8 protein-coding genes and 1 pseudogene are annotated in these 16,167 nt (G+C 64.4%); 7 read left to right on the forward strand and 2 right to left on the reverse strand.

Translation table 11 applies throughout. The features are described 5' to 3' along the window. Positions 1 to 11: 11 nt before the first annotated feature. Together AB0C78_RS11385 and AB0C78_RS11390 are read right to left on the reverse strand one after the other, a co-directional pair. Positions 12 to 1,847: a DEAD/DEAH box helicase gene (locus tag AB0C78_RS11385; RefSeq protein WP_360745311.1), complete on the reverse strand. Its 1,836-nt coding sequence runs from the start codon at positions 1,845 to 1,847 to the stop codon at positions 12 to 14. Then, the gene (locus AB0C78_RS11390) at positions 1,844 to 3,259 is read right to left on the reverse strand and encodes a ParB/RepB/Spo0J family partition protein (RefSeq protein WP_360745314.1); all 1,416 of its coding nucleotides are present in this window, start codon (positions 3,257 to 3,259) and stop codon (positions 1,844 to 1,846) included. The genes AB0C78_RS11385 and AB0C78_RS11390 overlap by 4 nt, the downstream gene beginning before the upstream one ends. Before the next feature lie 115 nt (positions 3,260 to 3,374). On the opposite strand from AB0C78_RS11390, the gene AB0C78_RS11395 reads away from it, so the two are divergent. The 7 genes and pseudogenes from AB0C78_RS11395 to AB0C78_RS11425 all read left to right on the forward strand — a co-directional run. Then, entirely contained in the window at positions 3,375 to 4,073 is a 699-nt protein-coding gene (locus AB0C78_RS11395) for a hypothetical protein (RefSeq protein WP_360745317.1), read from the forward strand. A gap of 178 nt (positions 4,074 to 4,251) precedes the next feature. Continuing rightward, positions 4,252 to 5,643 carry a DNA (cytosine-5-)-methyltransferase gene (gene dcm, locus AB0C78_RS11400; protein ID WP_360745320.1) on the forward strand — a complete coding sequence of 464 codons (1,392 nt, stop codon included), beginning with the start codon at positions 4,252 to 4,254 and terminating at the stop codon, positions 5,641 to 5,643. 603 nt (positions 5,644 to 6,246) lie between these two features. Continuing rightward, a complete protein-coding gene (locus AB0C78_RS11405) occupies positions 6,247 to 6,732 on the forward strand; it encodes a hypothetical protein (protein WP_360745323.1) in 486 nt (161 codons plus the stop codon). 764 nt (positions 6,733 to 7,496) lie between these two features. After that, the gene (locus AB0C78_RS11410) at positions 7,497 to 8,129 is read left to right on the forward strand and encodes a hypothetical protein (protein WP_360745326.1); all 633 of its coding nucleotides are present in this window, start codon (positions 7,497 to 7,499) and stop codon (positions 8,127 to 8,129) included. A gap of 977 nt (positions 8,130 to 9,106) precedes the next feature. Next, a complete protein-coding gene (locus AB0C78_RS11415; protein WP_360745329.1) occupies positions 9,107 to 11,194 on the forward strand; it encodes a hypothetical protein in 2,088 nt (695 codons plus the stop codon). Further along, on the forward strand, positions 11,191 to 12,183 hold the full coding sequence (locus AB0C78_RS11420; protein ID WP_360745332.1) for a hypothetical protein: 993 nt from the start codon (positions 11,191 to 11,193) through the stop codon (positions 12,181 to 12,183). Before AB0C78_RS11415 ends, AB0C78_RS11420 begins: the two co-directional genes overlap by 4 nt. Next, positions 12,098 to 15,733: pseudogene (locus tag AB0C78_RS11425) on the forward strand (DEAD/DEAH box helicase); the annotation flags it as partial. The gene AB0C78_RS11420 and the pseudogene AB0C78_RS11425, both read left to right, overlap by 86 nt. Positions 15,734 to 16,167: the final 434 nt, after the last annotated feature.

Consider the following 16,167-nt stretch of genomic DNA (forward strand, 5'->3'; position numbering starts at 1 on the left):
GCAGGACGGGGTCAGGCGGCACGGGCACGGACGTGGCCCATCAGCGCCCGAAGGTCGGCCTCGTCAAGGCCGCCGCCTACGGCCGGTTCCTCATCGAGATCGGAGAGCTGCCTTACGCCTGGATCGTCCAGCACTGTCCCCATGAAGTTGAGCTTTTCATCCAGCCGCAGCTTCACGACGTCGTCGATGGTCTGCTCGGATGCCAGGACGGTAACCCGGGTCTCTGCCTCGGGCGACAGGCCGAGGCGGTGGATCCGGTCCAGGCTTTGCAGAAAGCGGCCAGCAGCAAAGTCCCGGTCGACGTATACCGCGTCGTGGCAGCACTGGTGGAGGCTGATGCCCTCGCCGAGGGTCGCCGGGTTCGAGAGCAGCACCATGCAGTCGGGGTCGTTGCGGAAGCGATCGATCTCCGCCTGGCGATCCTCTGTACCGCCGTGGACCAGCGCCGGCCGGAACCTCTTCAAAATGCGTTCGAGGGTGTTGAGGCTGCGGATGAAGGTAGACCACACTAGGGTCTTTCGTCCCTGAGCAGCGTTTGCATCCACGATGGCCAGCGCTTCCCGGTACTTCGGCGAAAGCTCGTAACTCGGCAGGTCTCGTAGAAGGTCGAACAGCGGTGTCCCCTTCGGCACCTGCAGCGGCGGGACCTGGTACTCCAGCGGCTCGTAGCGGGTGGTTCCTGTGTGCAGAAGCGCGGGACTCGTCGCGGCCATCAGCAAGTAGACCGTGATCTTCCCCCAGGCCAGGAAGTCGGCCTCCGACCCGGTGGCGCGTGCGGAGAACCTGCCGACAAGCGCTTCGTAGATCTCGTTGTGCAGGGGCGGCATCTCCAGCGGCGTGATCTTCGTCTCGACCGGAGGGAGCCCCAACTCGTGCTTCGTTGTACGGACGAACAGCGGGCGGAGGGCTTCGCTTGCCTTTGCGAGGTCACCGCCGCCGACGGCCTGGACCACTTGCTGGCGGCCGTAGCCCGGCCATACGAAACCCAGAAGGTTCTCAAGGTCCTTGGCACCGTTGGGTGCTGGTGTCCCCGTCAAGATGAGTCTGCGATGGGCCAAGGGGCCGAGGGCTAGGCATGCTGATCCGTAGACGCCCCGGGCTCCTGCTTTCATACGGTGGGCTTCGTCCAGGAGCAGCAGGGACGGCCTCATCGAAAGCCACGAGCCGAGATCGTCGAGCGCACCATCTAGTCGCTCATAGTTGATGATCAAAGCTTCAGCCGACGGATCAGGGTCCTTGCCGTACAGGGACATCCGCAGAGGCCCGCTGAAGCACACCCCGTTCTCGTATAGCCAGGACTCGTAGGCGGACTTGGGGCCGACGACAAGCAACCGCTCGACCTCGCCTCGCTGACGCAGAGCCTGGAAGACCGCGAGGCCGACGCGGGTCTTGCCGGCTCCTGGGACGGAGAAGTTCGCGCCGTGCCGTAGAGATAGGAGTTTGACGATGTCACGGCGCTGGAAGGACGTGAGATCGCCTGTCCACGAGGGACCGAGGAGATCGCTGAGGTTCTCAGGAGCAACTTCGTCCGCGGCTGATGGCGGTGAGGCTAGCCGCTGGGCAACAGTCCGGGCATCCGCAGTGGAGTCTTTGACGAGATGGGCCAGCTGCGGCTCCCAGTGCACAGTCTTGGGCTCTGGCCACGTGGCGAGCGCGCGGAGGTTGCTGAGTAGGTCGTCAAGCTCGACGTCGAGGATGGTCGGGGTGCGCTGGACGCCGCTCTGGAAGCGCAAGGCAAGCCGCCGCAGGTCCGATGCGCGATCCTTCCGCGCATGCAGCCGCGCGGTAACCGCGTCGTCCCCGAAACCGATCTCAAGGCTCAGCCCGGTAGCGGCGTCCACGGTCACCGGTCCTTTGTAGCGTTGAGGAGCCAATCCACGCCGTCCCCAGGCGAGGTGAAGGTCCTGCCAGCCTGCTTGGCTAGGCGAGCGAGGCTCTCGCGCAGAGCGATCAAGGCATCGTCGAACGCCTCCTCGTCCAGAGCGCGCTTGGCCCTCGCCTCCGCGAACTCAGCAGCGCACTGGTCGATGAACTCCGCCGCATCCGTCAGCCGCTCCGGAACGGCGATCTGCCGCTTGCGCAGCTTGGCGTCCTTCCCAGCGAGGGTGGTTGCTGTCTCGAACACCTCCCTGGCTTCGGTGAAAACGGTGTTCGCAGCAGAGACCTCGGCGGGAGGAACCTTGTCAGGAGCCCTTCTGGCCGCATCCGCTTTCAGGAGCTTGTCGGTGAGATCGCGGACGGCTCTGACATCGACGGCATCGCCAGGGACAGCGACATCGTCGAGCCCAGGGATGCCGATCGCATCGCCGTCCTCATCGCCGTCTGAGCGAAGCGATTCAGGAAGCCGCTTCTCCAGATAGCGCTCATAGAAATTTGCTTCGGCGAGGCGGAGCGTCGTCTTGGGAAGGTTGAGAACCACCATGGCAAGACGCGCTTCCTTCAGCCGCTCAGCCCCGTCGGGATCTGCCGCAGCCAGTGTGGCGTAGTCGCGCGCGAGCTCTCGGAGCTTCTCCTGATGGTCTTCGAAGTCCACCAGGCGGAGGCCAGCTCCCTCCTTGGTCTTACTGCGGTCAATGGCGTCATTGATCAACTCGTAGACCCATCGGTCCCGTTGGAGGGTTGGGAGCTTGATGTTGAACTCCCTGGCGATGTCCTCCTGCTTGCGCCCTGCGGCAAGCTCCTCCTCAACCGCTATGAGCCTGTTGAGGTACGAGTAGTCCCGGCGCTTGTCGCGGCGAAGCTGCAGGGAGAGCTCGACCCTGTTGATGTCCTGCCGGCTGGTGTCCTCTGGCAGGACTCCGACACGGATGTGCTCCTTGCCCAGCTCCCTGAGCGCAGCACAACGAGTATTTCCGTCGACCAGGATGCCGTTTGGGCTGATGATCCCGGGGTCCCGCTGGCCGAACTCCTCCAGCTCCTCGAGGAGCGCCGCGTACTCCGGATCGGTCTTGCTTGGGTCCTTGGGGTCCCGGGTCAGCAGGTAGCGGAGGTACTCCTGGCCTTCCTCGCTCCACGGCCGCTCGTTGAGGTCCCGGTTGCGTTCAGGGTCGAGCGTGCGCTGCGCCCGGACACGGTGAGTGTCCGGGTTGAAGTACAGCATGCTGACCGGCATCGAGATCACGTAGAGGTGCCGCTGCTCGGCGCCCCTCCACTCGACAGTGATCTTGGCGCCCTCCTCGGCGGCAGCCTGCTTCAGCCGGTCCTGGACGAGTGCCTTGATCGTTTCGCCCTCAGGCGGAATGCCGAAACTCGCAGCCATAAGTAATGTCCCTCCAATGGGCTAGCGTAGCGATCGCCGTAGGCTTCGAGCACCCAGCGCTCTCGGCCGCTGGGTCCCGCAGACACCCAGCGCTTGATGGTTAGGGGGAGGCAGAGTGAACGCACCCGCCTGGGACGACCCGGAACTCAAAGCAGGCACTATGGTCCGGGCTGCCCTCTGGCTCGTTCAGGAGGTTGGGGAGGGCAACACCTTCACCAAGGAGCAGCTCCGGGCAGCCTTCCCCGGTGTCTCGCAGATCGATCGCAGGGTGCGCGACCTCCGCGACTACGGCTGGAGCATCCTGGCCAACACTGAGGACGCCAGCCTGACTACCGAGGAGCAGCGGTTCGCCAAGATCGGTGCAGCCGTCTGGGACCCGAAAGAGCGACGTGCCGCGAGTCCCCGGAACAGTCCGTCCGCCAAGGAGATCAGGGCGACCTTCGAGCGTGACGACTTCCTGTGCACCGTTTGCGGCATCGCCGGCGGCGAGGAGTACCCGGATGACCCCAACAGGACAGCGGTGCTGTCGGCAACCCGACGCACCACCGTGCTGCCCGACGGCCGCCAGGAGGTGCTCCTCGTCACTGAATGCAAGCGCTGCCGGGCTGGCTCCTCCGACGCTGCGGCCAGGGCCGACGAGATCGTGGCCGACATCCGCATCCTCGACCCGACGGAGCGGCGAAGGCTTGCACGCTGGATCCAGCGCAATCGCCGCGTCTCCACCCCCGTGGACCGGGTCTGGTCGGCCTACCGGCGACTGCCGGCGGACGCCCGCGCTGAGGTCCTTACTGAGCTGGAGGCCGAACTCCGCTAGGAGCGCGGCGGAAGTCGACGGCTGGTCGGGCCAACCGTAAGCTCGTGGTCTCATCAGACGCACGCTAGGCGCGTGGGACGACGAACCGCTTCAGTCTTCCCGGGCTGCGACAGGCTCTGACGCATGGGCGGAGTGCAAGCCGAACACAGGTCCCCACGGTGCTTGGAGGGAGAACAACTTGTCCGGAGCTGCCGAGGGCAAGCCGCTCGAGGTCGTAGAGATCTGCGCAGGTGCAGGTGGTCAGACACTCGGCCTTGAACGCGCCGGTTTCCGCCACCGCCTAGCAATCGAACTGGACGAGAACGCTGCCCGCACACTTCGCCACAACCTCGTCCACGTGTTGGCATACGACCAAAAAGAGGCTAAGGACACAGTTCGCGTAGGCGACGTAGCGGATCCGAAGACTTGGAAGAAGCCCAGTGAGGACTCTGACCGCGGCGAGGAGTCCGATCGAAGCGAAGACTGGGACCTAAAGGAGTACGAAAACATAGACCTGCTAGCCGGAGGCGTTCCCTGCCCTCCATTCAGCATCGCAGGCAAGCAGTTGGGCGCCAGCGACGAGCGCGACCTGTTCGCCTGGGCGGTCGAGCAGTGCGGCCGCATTAAACCGAAAGCCCTCCTCCTTGAAAACGTCAAAGGCCTGAGCGGGAACCGCTTCACCGCGTATCGGAAGCACGTCCTCGACCGACTTCACGAACTCGGTTACGTCGCCGAGTGGAGATTGCTTCAGGCCGACCAGTTCGGTGTCTCCCAGCTACGTCCCCGTTTCGTTCTCGTGGCGCTTCGTCCTGAGTATGCCAAGTATTTCCACTGGCCGAAGCCGCAAGTCGAGCGCCCTACGCCAGTAGGAGAGCTGCTTCGCGACTTGATGGCTCAGGGCACTTGGACCGCAGAGCAGCTCGAAAGCTGGGTCAAGCAGGCAGATGACATCGCACCGACCATTGTAGGCGGCTCCAAAAAGCACGGGGGCGCCGACCTCGGTCCGACGCGCGCCAAAGCAGCTTGGGCGGCAATGGGCGTTGACGCCAAGGGCGTAGCCGACGACCCACCTGGGCCGACCAACCCCAGAGTCAAGGGCGCTGAACACCCGATGCTCACCGTTGAAATGGTTGCCCGGATCCAAGGCTGGCACGGTAAAGAGTTCGCCGATTGGAAATTCCTCGGAGGCAAGACTTCCAAATACCGACAGATCGGCAACGCGTTTCCCCCGCCTGTCGCCAAGGCGCTCGGCGAGGCCATCAAGAGAGCTCTCCTGAAGACAGCCGAGGAGCGCTCCCTCGTCGAGAGCTCAAAGGTCACCCTCGACCCCGTGTACAAAATCTTGCGCAGCCGGAAGCGGCCCATGACTGTGGAGCAGTTGGTCGCCAAGCTAGAGGCTGATGGAACTCCGCTGGAGCAACCGGAGGTGGAGCGTCGGCTTGCTCATCTCAGCCACGATTTCGAGCTGATAGAAAAACAGCGTTCAACAGGCGAAGTAGCTTTCCTCTTGGGAGAATTCAAGGCATTTATCGGCCAGGACGACCACCAGCGACACCAGCTCTTCGCCGAGCACCGCACCAAGATCAGCTGAAACGCAGGCGCAGCGGGCACCGGCCTCCGCAGGCTGCAGGCCCGGACAGTCAGTCCAAGAGTCTCAGCTCCGGAGACCGGAGAGTTTACCCAGGCTTCGTCTGCGGCTCGGCAGGCAGCCTTTCGTGTTCGGGCTGGTGCAGGAATCGGTGGTCCGCCTATCGCGAACTGACAGCGATCCGCCCCGGCGCCTGCCGACGAGGCGCCCACTGTGCTTCTCGGCTACTCACTGCCTGCGGATCGGCGCTTCTTTAGGGGAGTCTCGAAGCACGTCGAACGCCGAGTGTGCTGCAGAGGGGCGTCGCGTTAGGGGTTGTCGTTGCTGGACATGAGGCGCAGGAGGTCGGCGGTGACTACTCGGTAGGTGGTGCCTATGCGGATGGCCTTGCAGGGGAAACGGTTCTCGCGGGCTAGTTGGTAGGCGCGCGTTCGGCCAAGGCTGAGGGCTCGGGCGGCGGTCTCGATGGTCGTCGTGGTGGCGGAGCGCGGCGAGCTCCTCGTGGGTCATCGGCTCCATGCTCATGGCTCCGGAGTGTTCGGGCGGTGACTGTGGGTGAAGTGGTCCCGTACGCCGGTGGGAGGTGGTGCGAGGAGCGTCGGATCGATGATCGGTCTGGGAGAGTCGTTCGCCGCCGCCGCTACGTCGGCGTCGTCCACGGGGGTTCTGCCCTCGATGGTTTGGGGTGCTTCGCGTCCTTGGAATGCGTTGATGGTCGCTTGGGCGTCGCTGAGGGCCGTGCAGAGGGCTCGGGCGTGCTGCCTGGCTTCGGCTAAAGCTTTGCCCGTGGTGGCTCAGGACGTCGGCGAGGTCTTCGGGCTGGTCGTGGGCGAGACGGTCGGCTTGCAACTCCCGGAGGAAGAAGCGGTTGATCTGGTCGAGGACCTGATCGAGGCCGTAGGTGGCTGCGCTGAGGTTGCCGAGGATGGTGTACGCGGTGCCGGGGAGGGTGAGGCTCGGAGGGCCGGCCGTGGCGTGGTTGAGCTGGCGGACGTGTTCGTAGAGGCTCCTGGCGAGGTCGGCCGTTTGGCCGTCGTTACGAGCGGTAGCGGGAGCCTGCCTGTGGTCGGTCATGTGGATGTGCCCTTGTAGCCCGCTTGGGGGCTGTGATCGGTCATGGCTTCGCCTCTCTTGCATGGTGGTCGTGAGGTAGTGCTGCTCTGCCGGTGCGGATGCTGCACCGATGCACTGCTTGCGCATTACTGGCGCTGTTTACGCTCCGTAGTAGGCAAAGGCGCTGATCTTTGCGCCTGGACCAGGACGGCGTGGCGCTGGGGTTGCGGGGTTCGGGGTTAACGTGCTGGGCCCCGGCGGTGGTGGGGGCTGGGGTGCGTCGGTGTGGGCGCACTGGATCGATATGGACTGCCTGCGAAGTGGTTGCTAAGGGGGACGGGGACGGTCCAGCTCCGAGTCGCTGCTGTTGCGCGTCCGGACCGCACTGGGACGTCTGGCGTGGAGCTGGTCGGCGTTCGACGTTGCGCTGGCGCTCTATTGGGAGCGCAATCATCCGGGTGAGTCGCTCGCCGCCTTCTCGGAAAGGAGTCTGATGTTGCCCCGGTTCTATGGGCAGGTCGGGGCTTGTGCTCACGCAGCAGCGTGAGCGTGTTGGGGGGCGTGTCCCTCTCGTATGCGGTCGGGCTGTAAATGCCCAGGCTGGAGGTGGCGGCGTGGGTCGCTGAGCGCGAGGGCGCCGGCGTCAACCGGCAACCTGCGTAGGCACTGCAGTCCTGACCAGAGGCGGACAGTGGGTCAGTGTCACTGTCCGGTCCGTTGATGCCGCAAACCAAGGACACGATCGTGACCGTATGTCCCATATGTGTACCTGTCCGACGCGGCGTCCTGGTCCCTGTCGGCGCATGGTTGCCAAGCTTCCGGACTACTGCTGGCAACATGTCAATGGACCAAGCAGAGAGAGAGCAGGACGGAAGCGCAGACGATCCCGTAAGCACCAGAGCGCCGACCGCGAGGGCCAAGAGCGCACCCCCCAGCTAGCGGACAGAGTCTCGCTCGCCCTAACCGCGGACGACCTGAGAATCATCGGCGAGGAAATCTGCAACGAGACTTGGCAGGCCTCAGTTGCCCGGCGATTCACAGAGAAGGTCGGCGACCGGATCTGGACCGACGCCATCAGCAATTGGTCGGCAGGCAACTGCAGACCGCTTGCGAGTCTCGCCCACGAACTAGAGAAGATCAACGCACGATCGAAGGAAGCCGTCGAGCAAGCAATCGACACATGCGTGGAGGCTCTGCGAATACCCGCGCCGATCCGCATCCTCCTCTTACCACTCACGGACAAGATCAGCCTGCCGTGGTCGGACATGCTGACCGAACTCGCGCACTCGCTCCGCATCTTGGGCGTCTTCCTGTGTGCATCGCTGGGCCGAGACCTTGGAAAATGCGCCTGCATGAAGGCACTAGCCGAAGAAGGGGCGGGGAAGGAAGAACTGAAGAAGTCCCTGGCCATGCTCTTCAACCACGTTGCCAACTAACGCGCGCCGCCGACCATCAAGCGCCGTAGATGCCGGAACTGACATGGCAGCTTGACGAACTAAAGGGGAGGGCACGAAGCGACCCATGGCATCGTCCGACCATCTGTATCACTACCGAATGGCGAAGAATCTTCTCACCCGGGCCCCAGCGACCTCAGTACCCAGCGCAATCCAAATGCGGGACGAGACCTGAAGGCGGCCGTGCGACCAAGGCGAAGGCGGCCATGACTGACACGGTGACCGAGGTCGTAGAAACGCTACACACCCTCCTGCGAGGGAAGCGACTCCGAGACATCGCCGTCCCCGGCTAGTTCTCACTGTTTGGGGCTCCACCTCCGTGTTCGCACCGTCCCTGATGCAGAGCTGCCTCCTCGCAGGCAACGATAGGCAGGCACCTTGTCGGAGCCGACCTGCACGAGACCTTGCCAACTTGTAAACCACCGTCAACCACGGGGCGTCTACAGACTGACGGGAAGGGGACCAGCTCATGCGGGTTAATCCGGCTACAGCGCGGACTGCGCAGCGCACTCACTACCTGCTCATGGACGTTGTCAGCCAGGTGTTGGGTTGGACCGCGCTGACCAACTTGGGAGCCCCGGCCCCCCAGCTCCGCTCGGGGAGCGCGATAGGCCTCACCGAACCGTCTCGTCCGCTGAAAGAGACGGGACAAGGTCGTGAGCGCCCGAAGGAACGCGCGGATTCCCGCAGAGGCTGGCGGCAATTAATTATGGCCCAGCTTCTCGTCGCCCGCCTTGTTAAGGTGAAAGAGACCTGCCTATGCCCGAGCCTGCATTAGTCGAAGACGGCTGCGGAATATACCCCTGATTATTTTAAAAAGCTCTCTGCCCTAAAGGTATAGCTCGATATATCTACCTCGGCAATCGATGTTTCCCCTCAGGGCCTTTCCCCCTCTCGCGGCAACGCATTCTAGAAGATTCTCAAAGGTCTCTAGCACTACATAATTCAAGGAGCCGCCGATGGCTGCGCTTCCACCTTCGGCCGCGTACGCGGCTTGGAATGAAGCGCTCGCCGAGGAGTTCTTCAAGAGGGCTCCGGCGGGCACACCGGTTATTTTCTGGGTGGACCAAGACACGGCTGAGGAGCTCGCAAAGAAGTACCAGCTGGGTGTGCCCCTCTCCGAGGCAGTGCGCAGCGTTCTCAATATGGCTTCGCGCTCGCAGGTATTCGGCCGAGTCAGCGCGTGGTGCGAGCAGCTCCACCGGCCGGAGTATCCGCCACCGTCCCTGCCTCTGCTTGCCGCGTCCGTCGTAGCGGCATCGATGATGGCCTCGGACGGCAGCATCAGAGTGACGAACTTCTACGTACCGCTCGCCAGGTACCTCTTCGGCAAGGGACACGCTGAGAAGCACTTGATCCTCCGCCAGAGCTCCCAGCAGATCGCTGATCTTTGGGTTGACCTCGACCACTGGCTCGACAGCCAGGAGGGCAAGTTCGGCGTCAGCACGATCAAGGGCCACAAGAAGCTGACAAGGATTGGGTACCCGATCTCCCAAGCAGTCCTGAAAACGCACGACCGGCGGGCCCTGAGCCAGTTCTTCCGCGACGCGCGGCTGACTCCAGGCGAGGACATCAGCCCCGAGTATCTGGAGCGGGCCCTCGGAATCTGGCTCCGTCAGCACCCCAGAGCGTTCTCTTCTACGTTCACTGACGCCTACGCGCATCCCGATCTCACGGAATTCGTGAACCAGCTCGTGCTGGACTGCGCCCGCATGTGGGACGGCGTGGTGCGGGACGCCTCTAGCGGGAGGCGCGCCATCAAGCTGCGGGTCCGCCTCAGAATGGATAGACGCAGCGCCCGTCCCGGTTGGGCCGCCGAGGCCGTCGACGGCATCAACAGCGGTACGGTGATCGGCTCGGAGGGTGAGGAGTATAAGTTCGACCGCGACCCTGGCCGCTTCTACGAGGGGCTGGACGGGCTCCCCTTCCATCCGTCGCAGCTCGTGTCCGGCGCAGCCCTCGAGGGGCGGACATCGAGCGGCGCTGAGATCACTTTTGTCTACCAGCCGTCTGACATCGTCTTTTTCCGTCAGGACCCGGACCTGGGCTGGGTGAGCCGGGACAATCCGGAGGCGTTCAAGCAGCACATGGTGCTCGTCAGGGACCGGGCCGTCTCCGAGGTGACCAGCGATCTCCGCGAGGCCGGCGTCGCGGAGCCCAAGCACACCGAGGCTACATTTGCTCTGGGTTGGAGCCTGTTCCCCCGTGTCTCATTCCACGAGGAGTCGAAGTTCACCAAGGCTTCGGCCAGGGAGCAGTCCTCGCTCCGGACAGCCAGGGTCCAGAGCGTCGCCAAGCCACGGCTCGTCGGAGGGCTGAAGCTGAGGCAAGGGCTTGCACAGAACCTTTACCTTGCTGGCGGGCAGCCGGACCTGCTTGTCGATATGCAGGCACAGAACCAGCGCTTGGTGAGCCTCGAATTCGGCGACGGGCAGGCGGCGGCGGTGTCGACAGGGGGCTTTCCGATCCCACTGACGCACAAAGCGGCGTCAGGAGTGGGACGGCACCGCCTCATGGTTGACGGCTTCTCGCTGTCGTTCGAGTTGGTGGAAGTCCTTGCGGAGGGCGAGGTCACCGGCACTGGGACTGTAGCGTTCCCCGCCGGGGAGCGAGCCGAGAGCCGCGCGGGAACGGTCCGTCTCGAAGACCGCGCCATCCGGGGGGCGCTGCTGCCGGAGGGCGCGGAGCCGACGCCGCGTCCGCTCCTCTCGTTCAGAAACTCGTCCGATCGCTACCTGATCTCCTTTGATGGGCGCGGGATCGAGCCAGGCGCACCGGAGCTCCCGGACCTATACGAGCGGCTCGGACTTGCTCCTGACTACTTCTACTACGCCGACGTCGTCCCACCGCGCGGCTGGTCCGGGTGGCTGATCGAGTGGCAGCGAATCCGGCTCACGCCTATTGCGCCGCGCCGTCCCGACCGCGAGGCGGTCCTGGCCTCACCAGACAAGGAGGAATGGGCCCTCGCGATCCTGGACGCGCGAGACTGCTCAACCGACCCGGTATGGCAGGAGTACGTCTCGCTCGCTGCGGAGGTTGCCCGATGACCTCTGTCGGAGACCTGCTGCTCCACTGGGCCAGCGAGAACGGAGCCGGCGAGCTCAGCACCCTGCTCAGTGCAGCAGAGTGGGTTGCGCGCCGGTACGGCATACCGGCTACGGGTGGCGCCCCCGGCCGTTGGGTACGGGACGCGTCTGCGCTCGGCTATCTGGACGTCGATTGGCAGGCAGGGAAATGGTCGGTCGCCCCTGCGGTACTCACTGCACTCCCCATGTCCGGCGGCCTGCTCATGCTGACGGGCGCACGGAACCAGGCGATGGAGGAGCGCATCGAGGATGCTGCCGACGAGTTCGGCCTCGAGTACCACTCGGCGGCCAACCACGGCGGTAAAGGTGACATCCCACCGCCAGACTCCGTCATCTTCATGACCGATCCGGGCACCGATGCGATGGCTCTGGCCGCTGCACTGAATGCGGCCTGGGTGCCGTGCTTCGCCCTCCAAGTCATACCCTTCCTTCCCCGCCTGGCACTAGGTTCTGAGGCACCGGAGCCGGTTCTGGGGACGCTTCTCAAGCGGTACAACGAGAACAAGCGGTTCGGCAGCAAGATGGGCGGCTATGAAGAGGTCCTCTCGGCCCGAGAGGACGGCATCTACCGCTTCAGGACATCGGATCGCAGGGAGGTCGTGCAGCTCCGACTGGACGGCAACTGGTATAAGACCTCGCACGAGGAAGCCATCTACCTGCACAGGGCTTCCCGCTTCACCGATCCCGGCGACACGCTGCGGTGGCGCGCGGAGTCCAATGGCGAGCGAAGCTCGATCGGGCGCCTAATCGTCGACTGGGGCGCTCCGCTCCCGCCGCTGCATGCACGGGCTGCAGTGCTCAGTAGCGGTACCGCTCCGTGGTTCTCCGAGACTGCCGAGACCGCCGTCTACTTCAATGTGCCTTATGCGCTGGCGGCAGCGATTGCCGAGAGCTTGCAGCAGAAACTGGGACTACTGGACGTACTATCAGGGGGTAAGCGCGGTGGCTGAGGAAACCGAGATCCGGACATTCGATGGCCTCGGTGCCTTCGACGCACTGAAGGACGCGCTCTTCCGCTACTACGACACGCCCTTCGGCCTCGCCGACCCGTCGCTCCAGAGCGAAAGGCGAGCCCTCTTGGACCGAGACGGCGGCGCTTGGCGGCGCCCGCTCCTCGAGGTCCGCCCGCGGTACGTATCCAGCGGTGTCCCGGTGGCTGCGTCGGTGCGGCAGGCAGGCGCGCCCGCGGAGTTCGCCGAACTCGCCTCAGCCGGCCTAGTGCGCGATGTCAAGGAGCTGTACAAGCACCAGCACGATGCCCTGACCGCCGCGATCGGCGCCGACAAGGACGTGGTCATCACCGCAGGAACGGGCTCTGGCAAGACAGAGTCGTTCATGCTCCCCGTCCTGGCCTCCCTGGTGCAAGAGTCCGCATCATGGGACGGAGCCCCTGCTCGGCACCAGGACCGCTGGTGGAGCGCCTACAACGGCGAGTTCCAAGCCCAGCGGCACGGTGAGCATGGACGTCCGGCTGCTATCCGCGCCCTTGTCCTGTACCCGATGAACGCGCTCGTCGACGACCAGATGATGCGGATGCGGCGGGCGCTCGACAGTGACGCCGCGCGGGCCTGGTTCTCGAAGTACAGGAATGGCCACCGCTTCTACTTCGGCCGCTACACCGGTGCCACCCCCGTTCCGGGCAACCCTCCGGAGGGGAGGACGCGCAGCAGCCAACCTCTCAAGAACCTCCGGCGCTACCTCGCTGCGACGGAGGCCCGCAGCAACAGGGCGAGGGTCAACGGGGACGACGGCAAGGCAGCCTTCTTCGTGCCGCGGCTCGACGGCGCAGAGATGCGCTCGCGCTGGGACATGCTCCTGAGCCCGCCCGACATTCTTGTCACCAACTACTCGATGCTTAACGTCATGCTGCTCCGGCCGCGCGAGAGCCGCATGTTCGACCCCACCCGTACATGGCTGAATGAAAACCCAGACGTCAAGTTCACACTGATCATCGACGAGCTCCATATGTACCGCGGCACCGCGGGCACGGAGATCGCATATTTGATCCGAGCGCTCCGCCACCGCCTCGGCCTCGATACACGGCCGGACCGGCTGCGCATCCTAGCCGCGTCGGCATCATTGGAGGAGCACCGGGACCGTGCTTTCCTCGGGCAGTTCTTCGGCGTGGACAGCGACCGGTTCGCAATCCTGCCGGGTGAGACGCTTAAGCCCGCCTCGGGAGCACTGGACCTGACACCCTACGCCCGGCGATTCGCTGAGCTTCCACATGACCCGGCTGCCGAAGCCGCAGATTCCGTCCTCATGGAGTCGAATGCAGCAGACGCCCTGGTCAACTGTCTTACTGTTGAGGACGGACGCCCAAGCGCTAAGAGTGACGACGAGATCGCATCCGTCCTCTTCCCGGAGGCAGACGACAAGGAGGCAGCACTCCAGGGGCTGCTTTCCGCGCTTCGCTGGTCGACTGATCCAGACATGGTGAAGCTGCGGGTGCACCTGTTCTTCCGCAACATCACCGGTGTCTGGGCCTGCTCCAGCCCTGAGTGCTCCGGCGTCGCAGACCGCTCACCCGAACGACGCATCGGCCGACTCTTCTCTGAACCAGCCACCCGCTGCTCCTACTGCAACGCCCGCGTCCTCGAACTGCTCTACTGCCAGACTTGCGGCGATGCGTTCCTTGGTGGTTACTTCCCGGAGACAGCCGAGGCGCCGGACCGCTTTGACGCGGGTCTTCTCGCCGACCACTCAGAACTCGACCGGCTCCCTGATCGAGGCGGCGAAGGGCCCAGTGCAGCGAACTATGTCGTCTACTGGCCCCACAGCGACAAGAAGCCCGAGCTCAGCAAGACGAGCTGGGATCCGACCGCCGCCGGCATCAGTGTTACATGCTCCTGGCGGCGGAGCATCTACAGCCCGCAGACCGGACGCCTCGAGAACAACCGCGATGGATACACCGGCTGGTCGTTCCACGTCAGTGCGAACAATAAGACGCCAGCGGGGCTCATTTCCAAGTTGCCGGCCTTCCCATCCCGATGCATCGCGTGCGGCGACGACGTTGAGATTTCGCGGGGGAAGGGCAACCGCTCCATACCGTTGACAGACTCCTCGCGGCTCCGCCCCGCCATCCGAACGATGCGCACCGGTTTTGAAAAGTTCAACCAGGTCCTCACAGACGAGCTCCTGACCAGGCTCCCCTCGGAGCAACGCAAGCTCGTGGTGTTCTCCGACAGCCGGGCTGACGCTGCGAAGCTAGCCAGCGGCCTCGGGCTGCGCCACTACCAGGACCTCATCAGGTTTCTGCTCTTCCGCCTCGTAGCAGAACGCGGTGACACGGCTGCCGACCTGGACGTCCTCAGGAAGCGCTACACCACCTCCGACTGGAGCAAGGACGAGGTCAAGGCCGCGAAGCAGCGCTTGGAAGCCCAGGGATTGAGGAACACCGTCAACGAGCTTTCCATGCTCTGGATTGACATGGCGGAGACCGACGAGCCCGACTCAGAGCAAGTGCACAGGGAACAAGAGCTGGTCGCACAGATCCTGGCGCTTCCATCCCTACAGGCCTATATCAGCGAACTCGAAGGCAAGCTCCTCGCTATGGGCGTCAACCCTGGCGGACCCGCAGCAAGCCTCTGCAAGACGGAGAAGCAGCGAGGCAACGCGGCCCGTACCGAGGAGAAGCCGTGGACATCCCTCTACAACTGGACCGCAAAGACCCCGCAGCGGAAATCTGTTCTCGATCTGGACAACGATCAGGAGACCCTCCGCGAGAAGATTGATGGGAAGCTCCGGGAGGAGACACTCTCCGGGCTCTTCTCCGGTGCCGGCCGCGACTTCGAGTCGCTTGGCCTCGGGTGGCTTGCTCCCGTCGGTGACAACCTGGGGCCGGAAGTCCCGCCCACCTCGGATACAGCACTAGCCCGGGCGACCCTGCGGGTCCTAGGCCATGCGCGGCGCTTCCCCGGACTGCGCAGTGGGCAAGCAGAGCCGCCAAAGAAAGTCCGCGATTTCTGGGCCAAGGTCGGCGAGCAGCACGGTATGGACGCCGACCTTGTAGCAGACCGCGCCACGGCGGCTTTGCGGGGCACCCTCACAGAGTGGCTTATCAAGCCGGACGCAGTGGGCCTGCGGCCCGCCGAGAGCAAGTCCTGGACGTGCGGCAACTGCCAGCGGCTCCACCTGCACCCTGGAACTCTCACCTGCACCAAGTGCTACACCGCGCTCCCAGCCGAGCCCGAGCGTTTTGAGGCAGCAGACGCTGAAGCCGATTACTACGCTTGGCAGGCGTCCCGCGATACCGAGCCCTTCCGCCTCCACACCGCGGAACTCACGGGCCAGACTGACCGTATCGACGCCCAGTCGCGACAGGCGCGCTTCCAGGAGGTCTTCCTGGACGACTCGGAGGTCGAACTAGCCGATGCCGTCGACCTGCTGTCGGTGACGACCACGATGGAAGCAGGCGTGGATATCGGCGCGCTCACGGCCGTCAACATGGCCAACATGCCACCGACGCGCTTCAACTACCAGCAGCGGGTAGGCCGGGCGGGACGGCGCGGATCACCGATCGCAGTCGCACTCACTGTGTGCCGCGGCCGCAGCCACGACGACTACTACTTCGCCAGGCCTGAGCTGGTCACGAACGAGCCCACGCCGAAGCCATATCTCGCGATGGACATGGTTGCGGTCTTCCAGCGGGTCCTGGCGGCAGAAGTGCTCCGCAGCGCATTCGCGGCCAACGGACCTGCCATGGCCGACAGCGAACTGGCGTCCACGGCCAATGTCCACGGCCAGTTCGGACTGGCCAAGGACTGGCCGGTCATCAGACCGCACATCGAGAAGTGGGTCATCGCCAACCAGGACAAGATCACCGCCGCCGCCAACGCACTGAAGCTTGCAGCAGGCAAGGCTGTCAGGGCAGTCGAGCCCGTCAGCCACATTCTGAACGTTCTGCTCCCCGCCATCGACCAGCATGCCGCCGC

The organism is Actinomadura sp. NPDC048394 (assembly GCF_040651755.1).
Lineage (GTDB): Bacteria > Actinomycetota > Actinomycetes > Streptosporangiales > Streptosporangiaceae > Spirillospora > Spirillospora montaniterrae.

Excerpts from the sequence above, each read along its gene's own strand:
- AB0C78_RS11390 (WP_360745314.1), bottom strand. The coding sequence starts at position 3,259 with ATGGCTGCGAGTTTCGGCATTCCGCCTGAGGGCGAAACGATCAAGGCA.
- AB0C78_RS11405 (WP_360745323.1), top strand. The coding sequence starts at position 6,247 with ATGATCGGTCTGGGAGAGTCGTTCGCCGCCGCCGCTACGTCGGCGTCG.
- AB0C78_RS11410 (WP_360745326.1), top strand. The coding sequence starts at position 7,497 with ATGGTTGCCAAGCTTCCGGACTACTGCTGGCAACATGTCAATGGACCA.
- AB0C78_RS11415 (WP_360745329.1), top strand. The coding sequence starts at position 9,107 with ATGGCTGCGCTTCCACCTTCGGCCGCGTACGCGGCTTGGAATGAAGCG.
- AB0C78_RS11420 (WP_360745332.1), top strand. The coding sequence starts at position 11,191 with ATGACCTCTGTCGGAGACCTGCTGCTCCACTGGGCCAGCGAGAACGGA.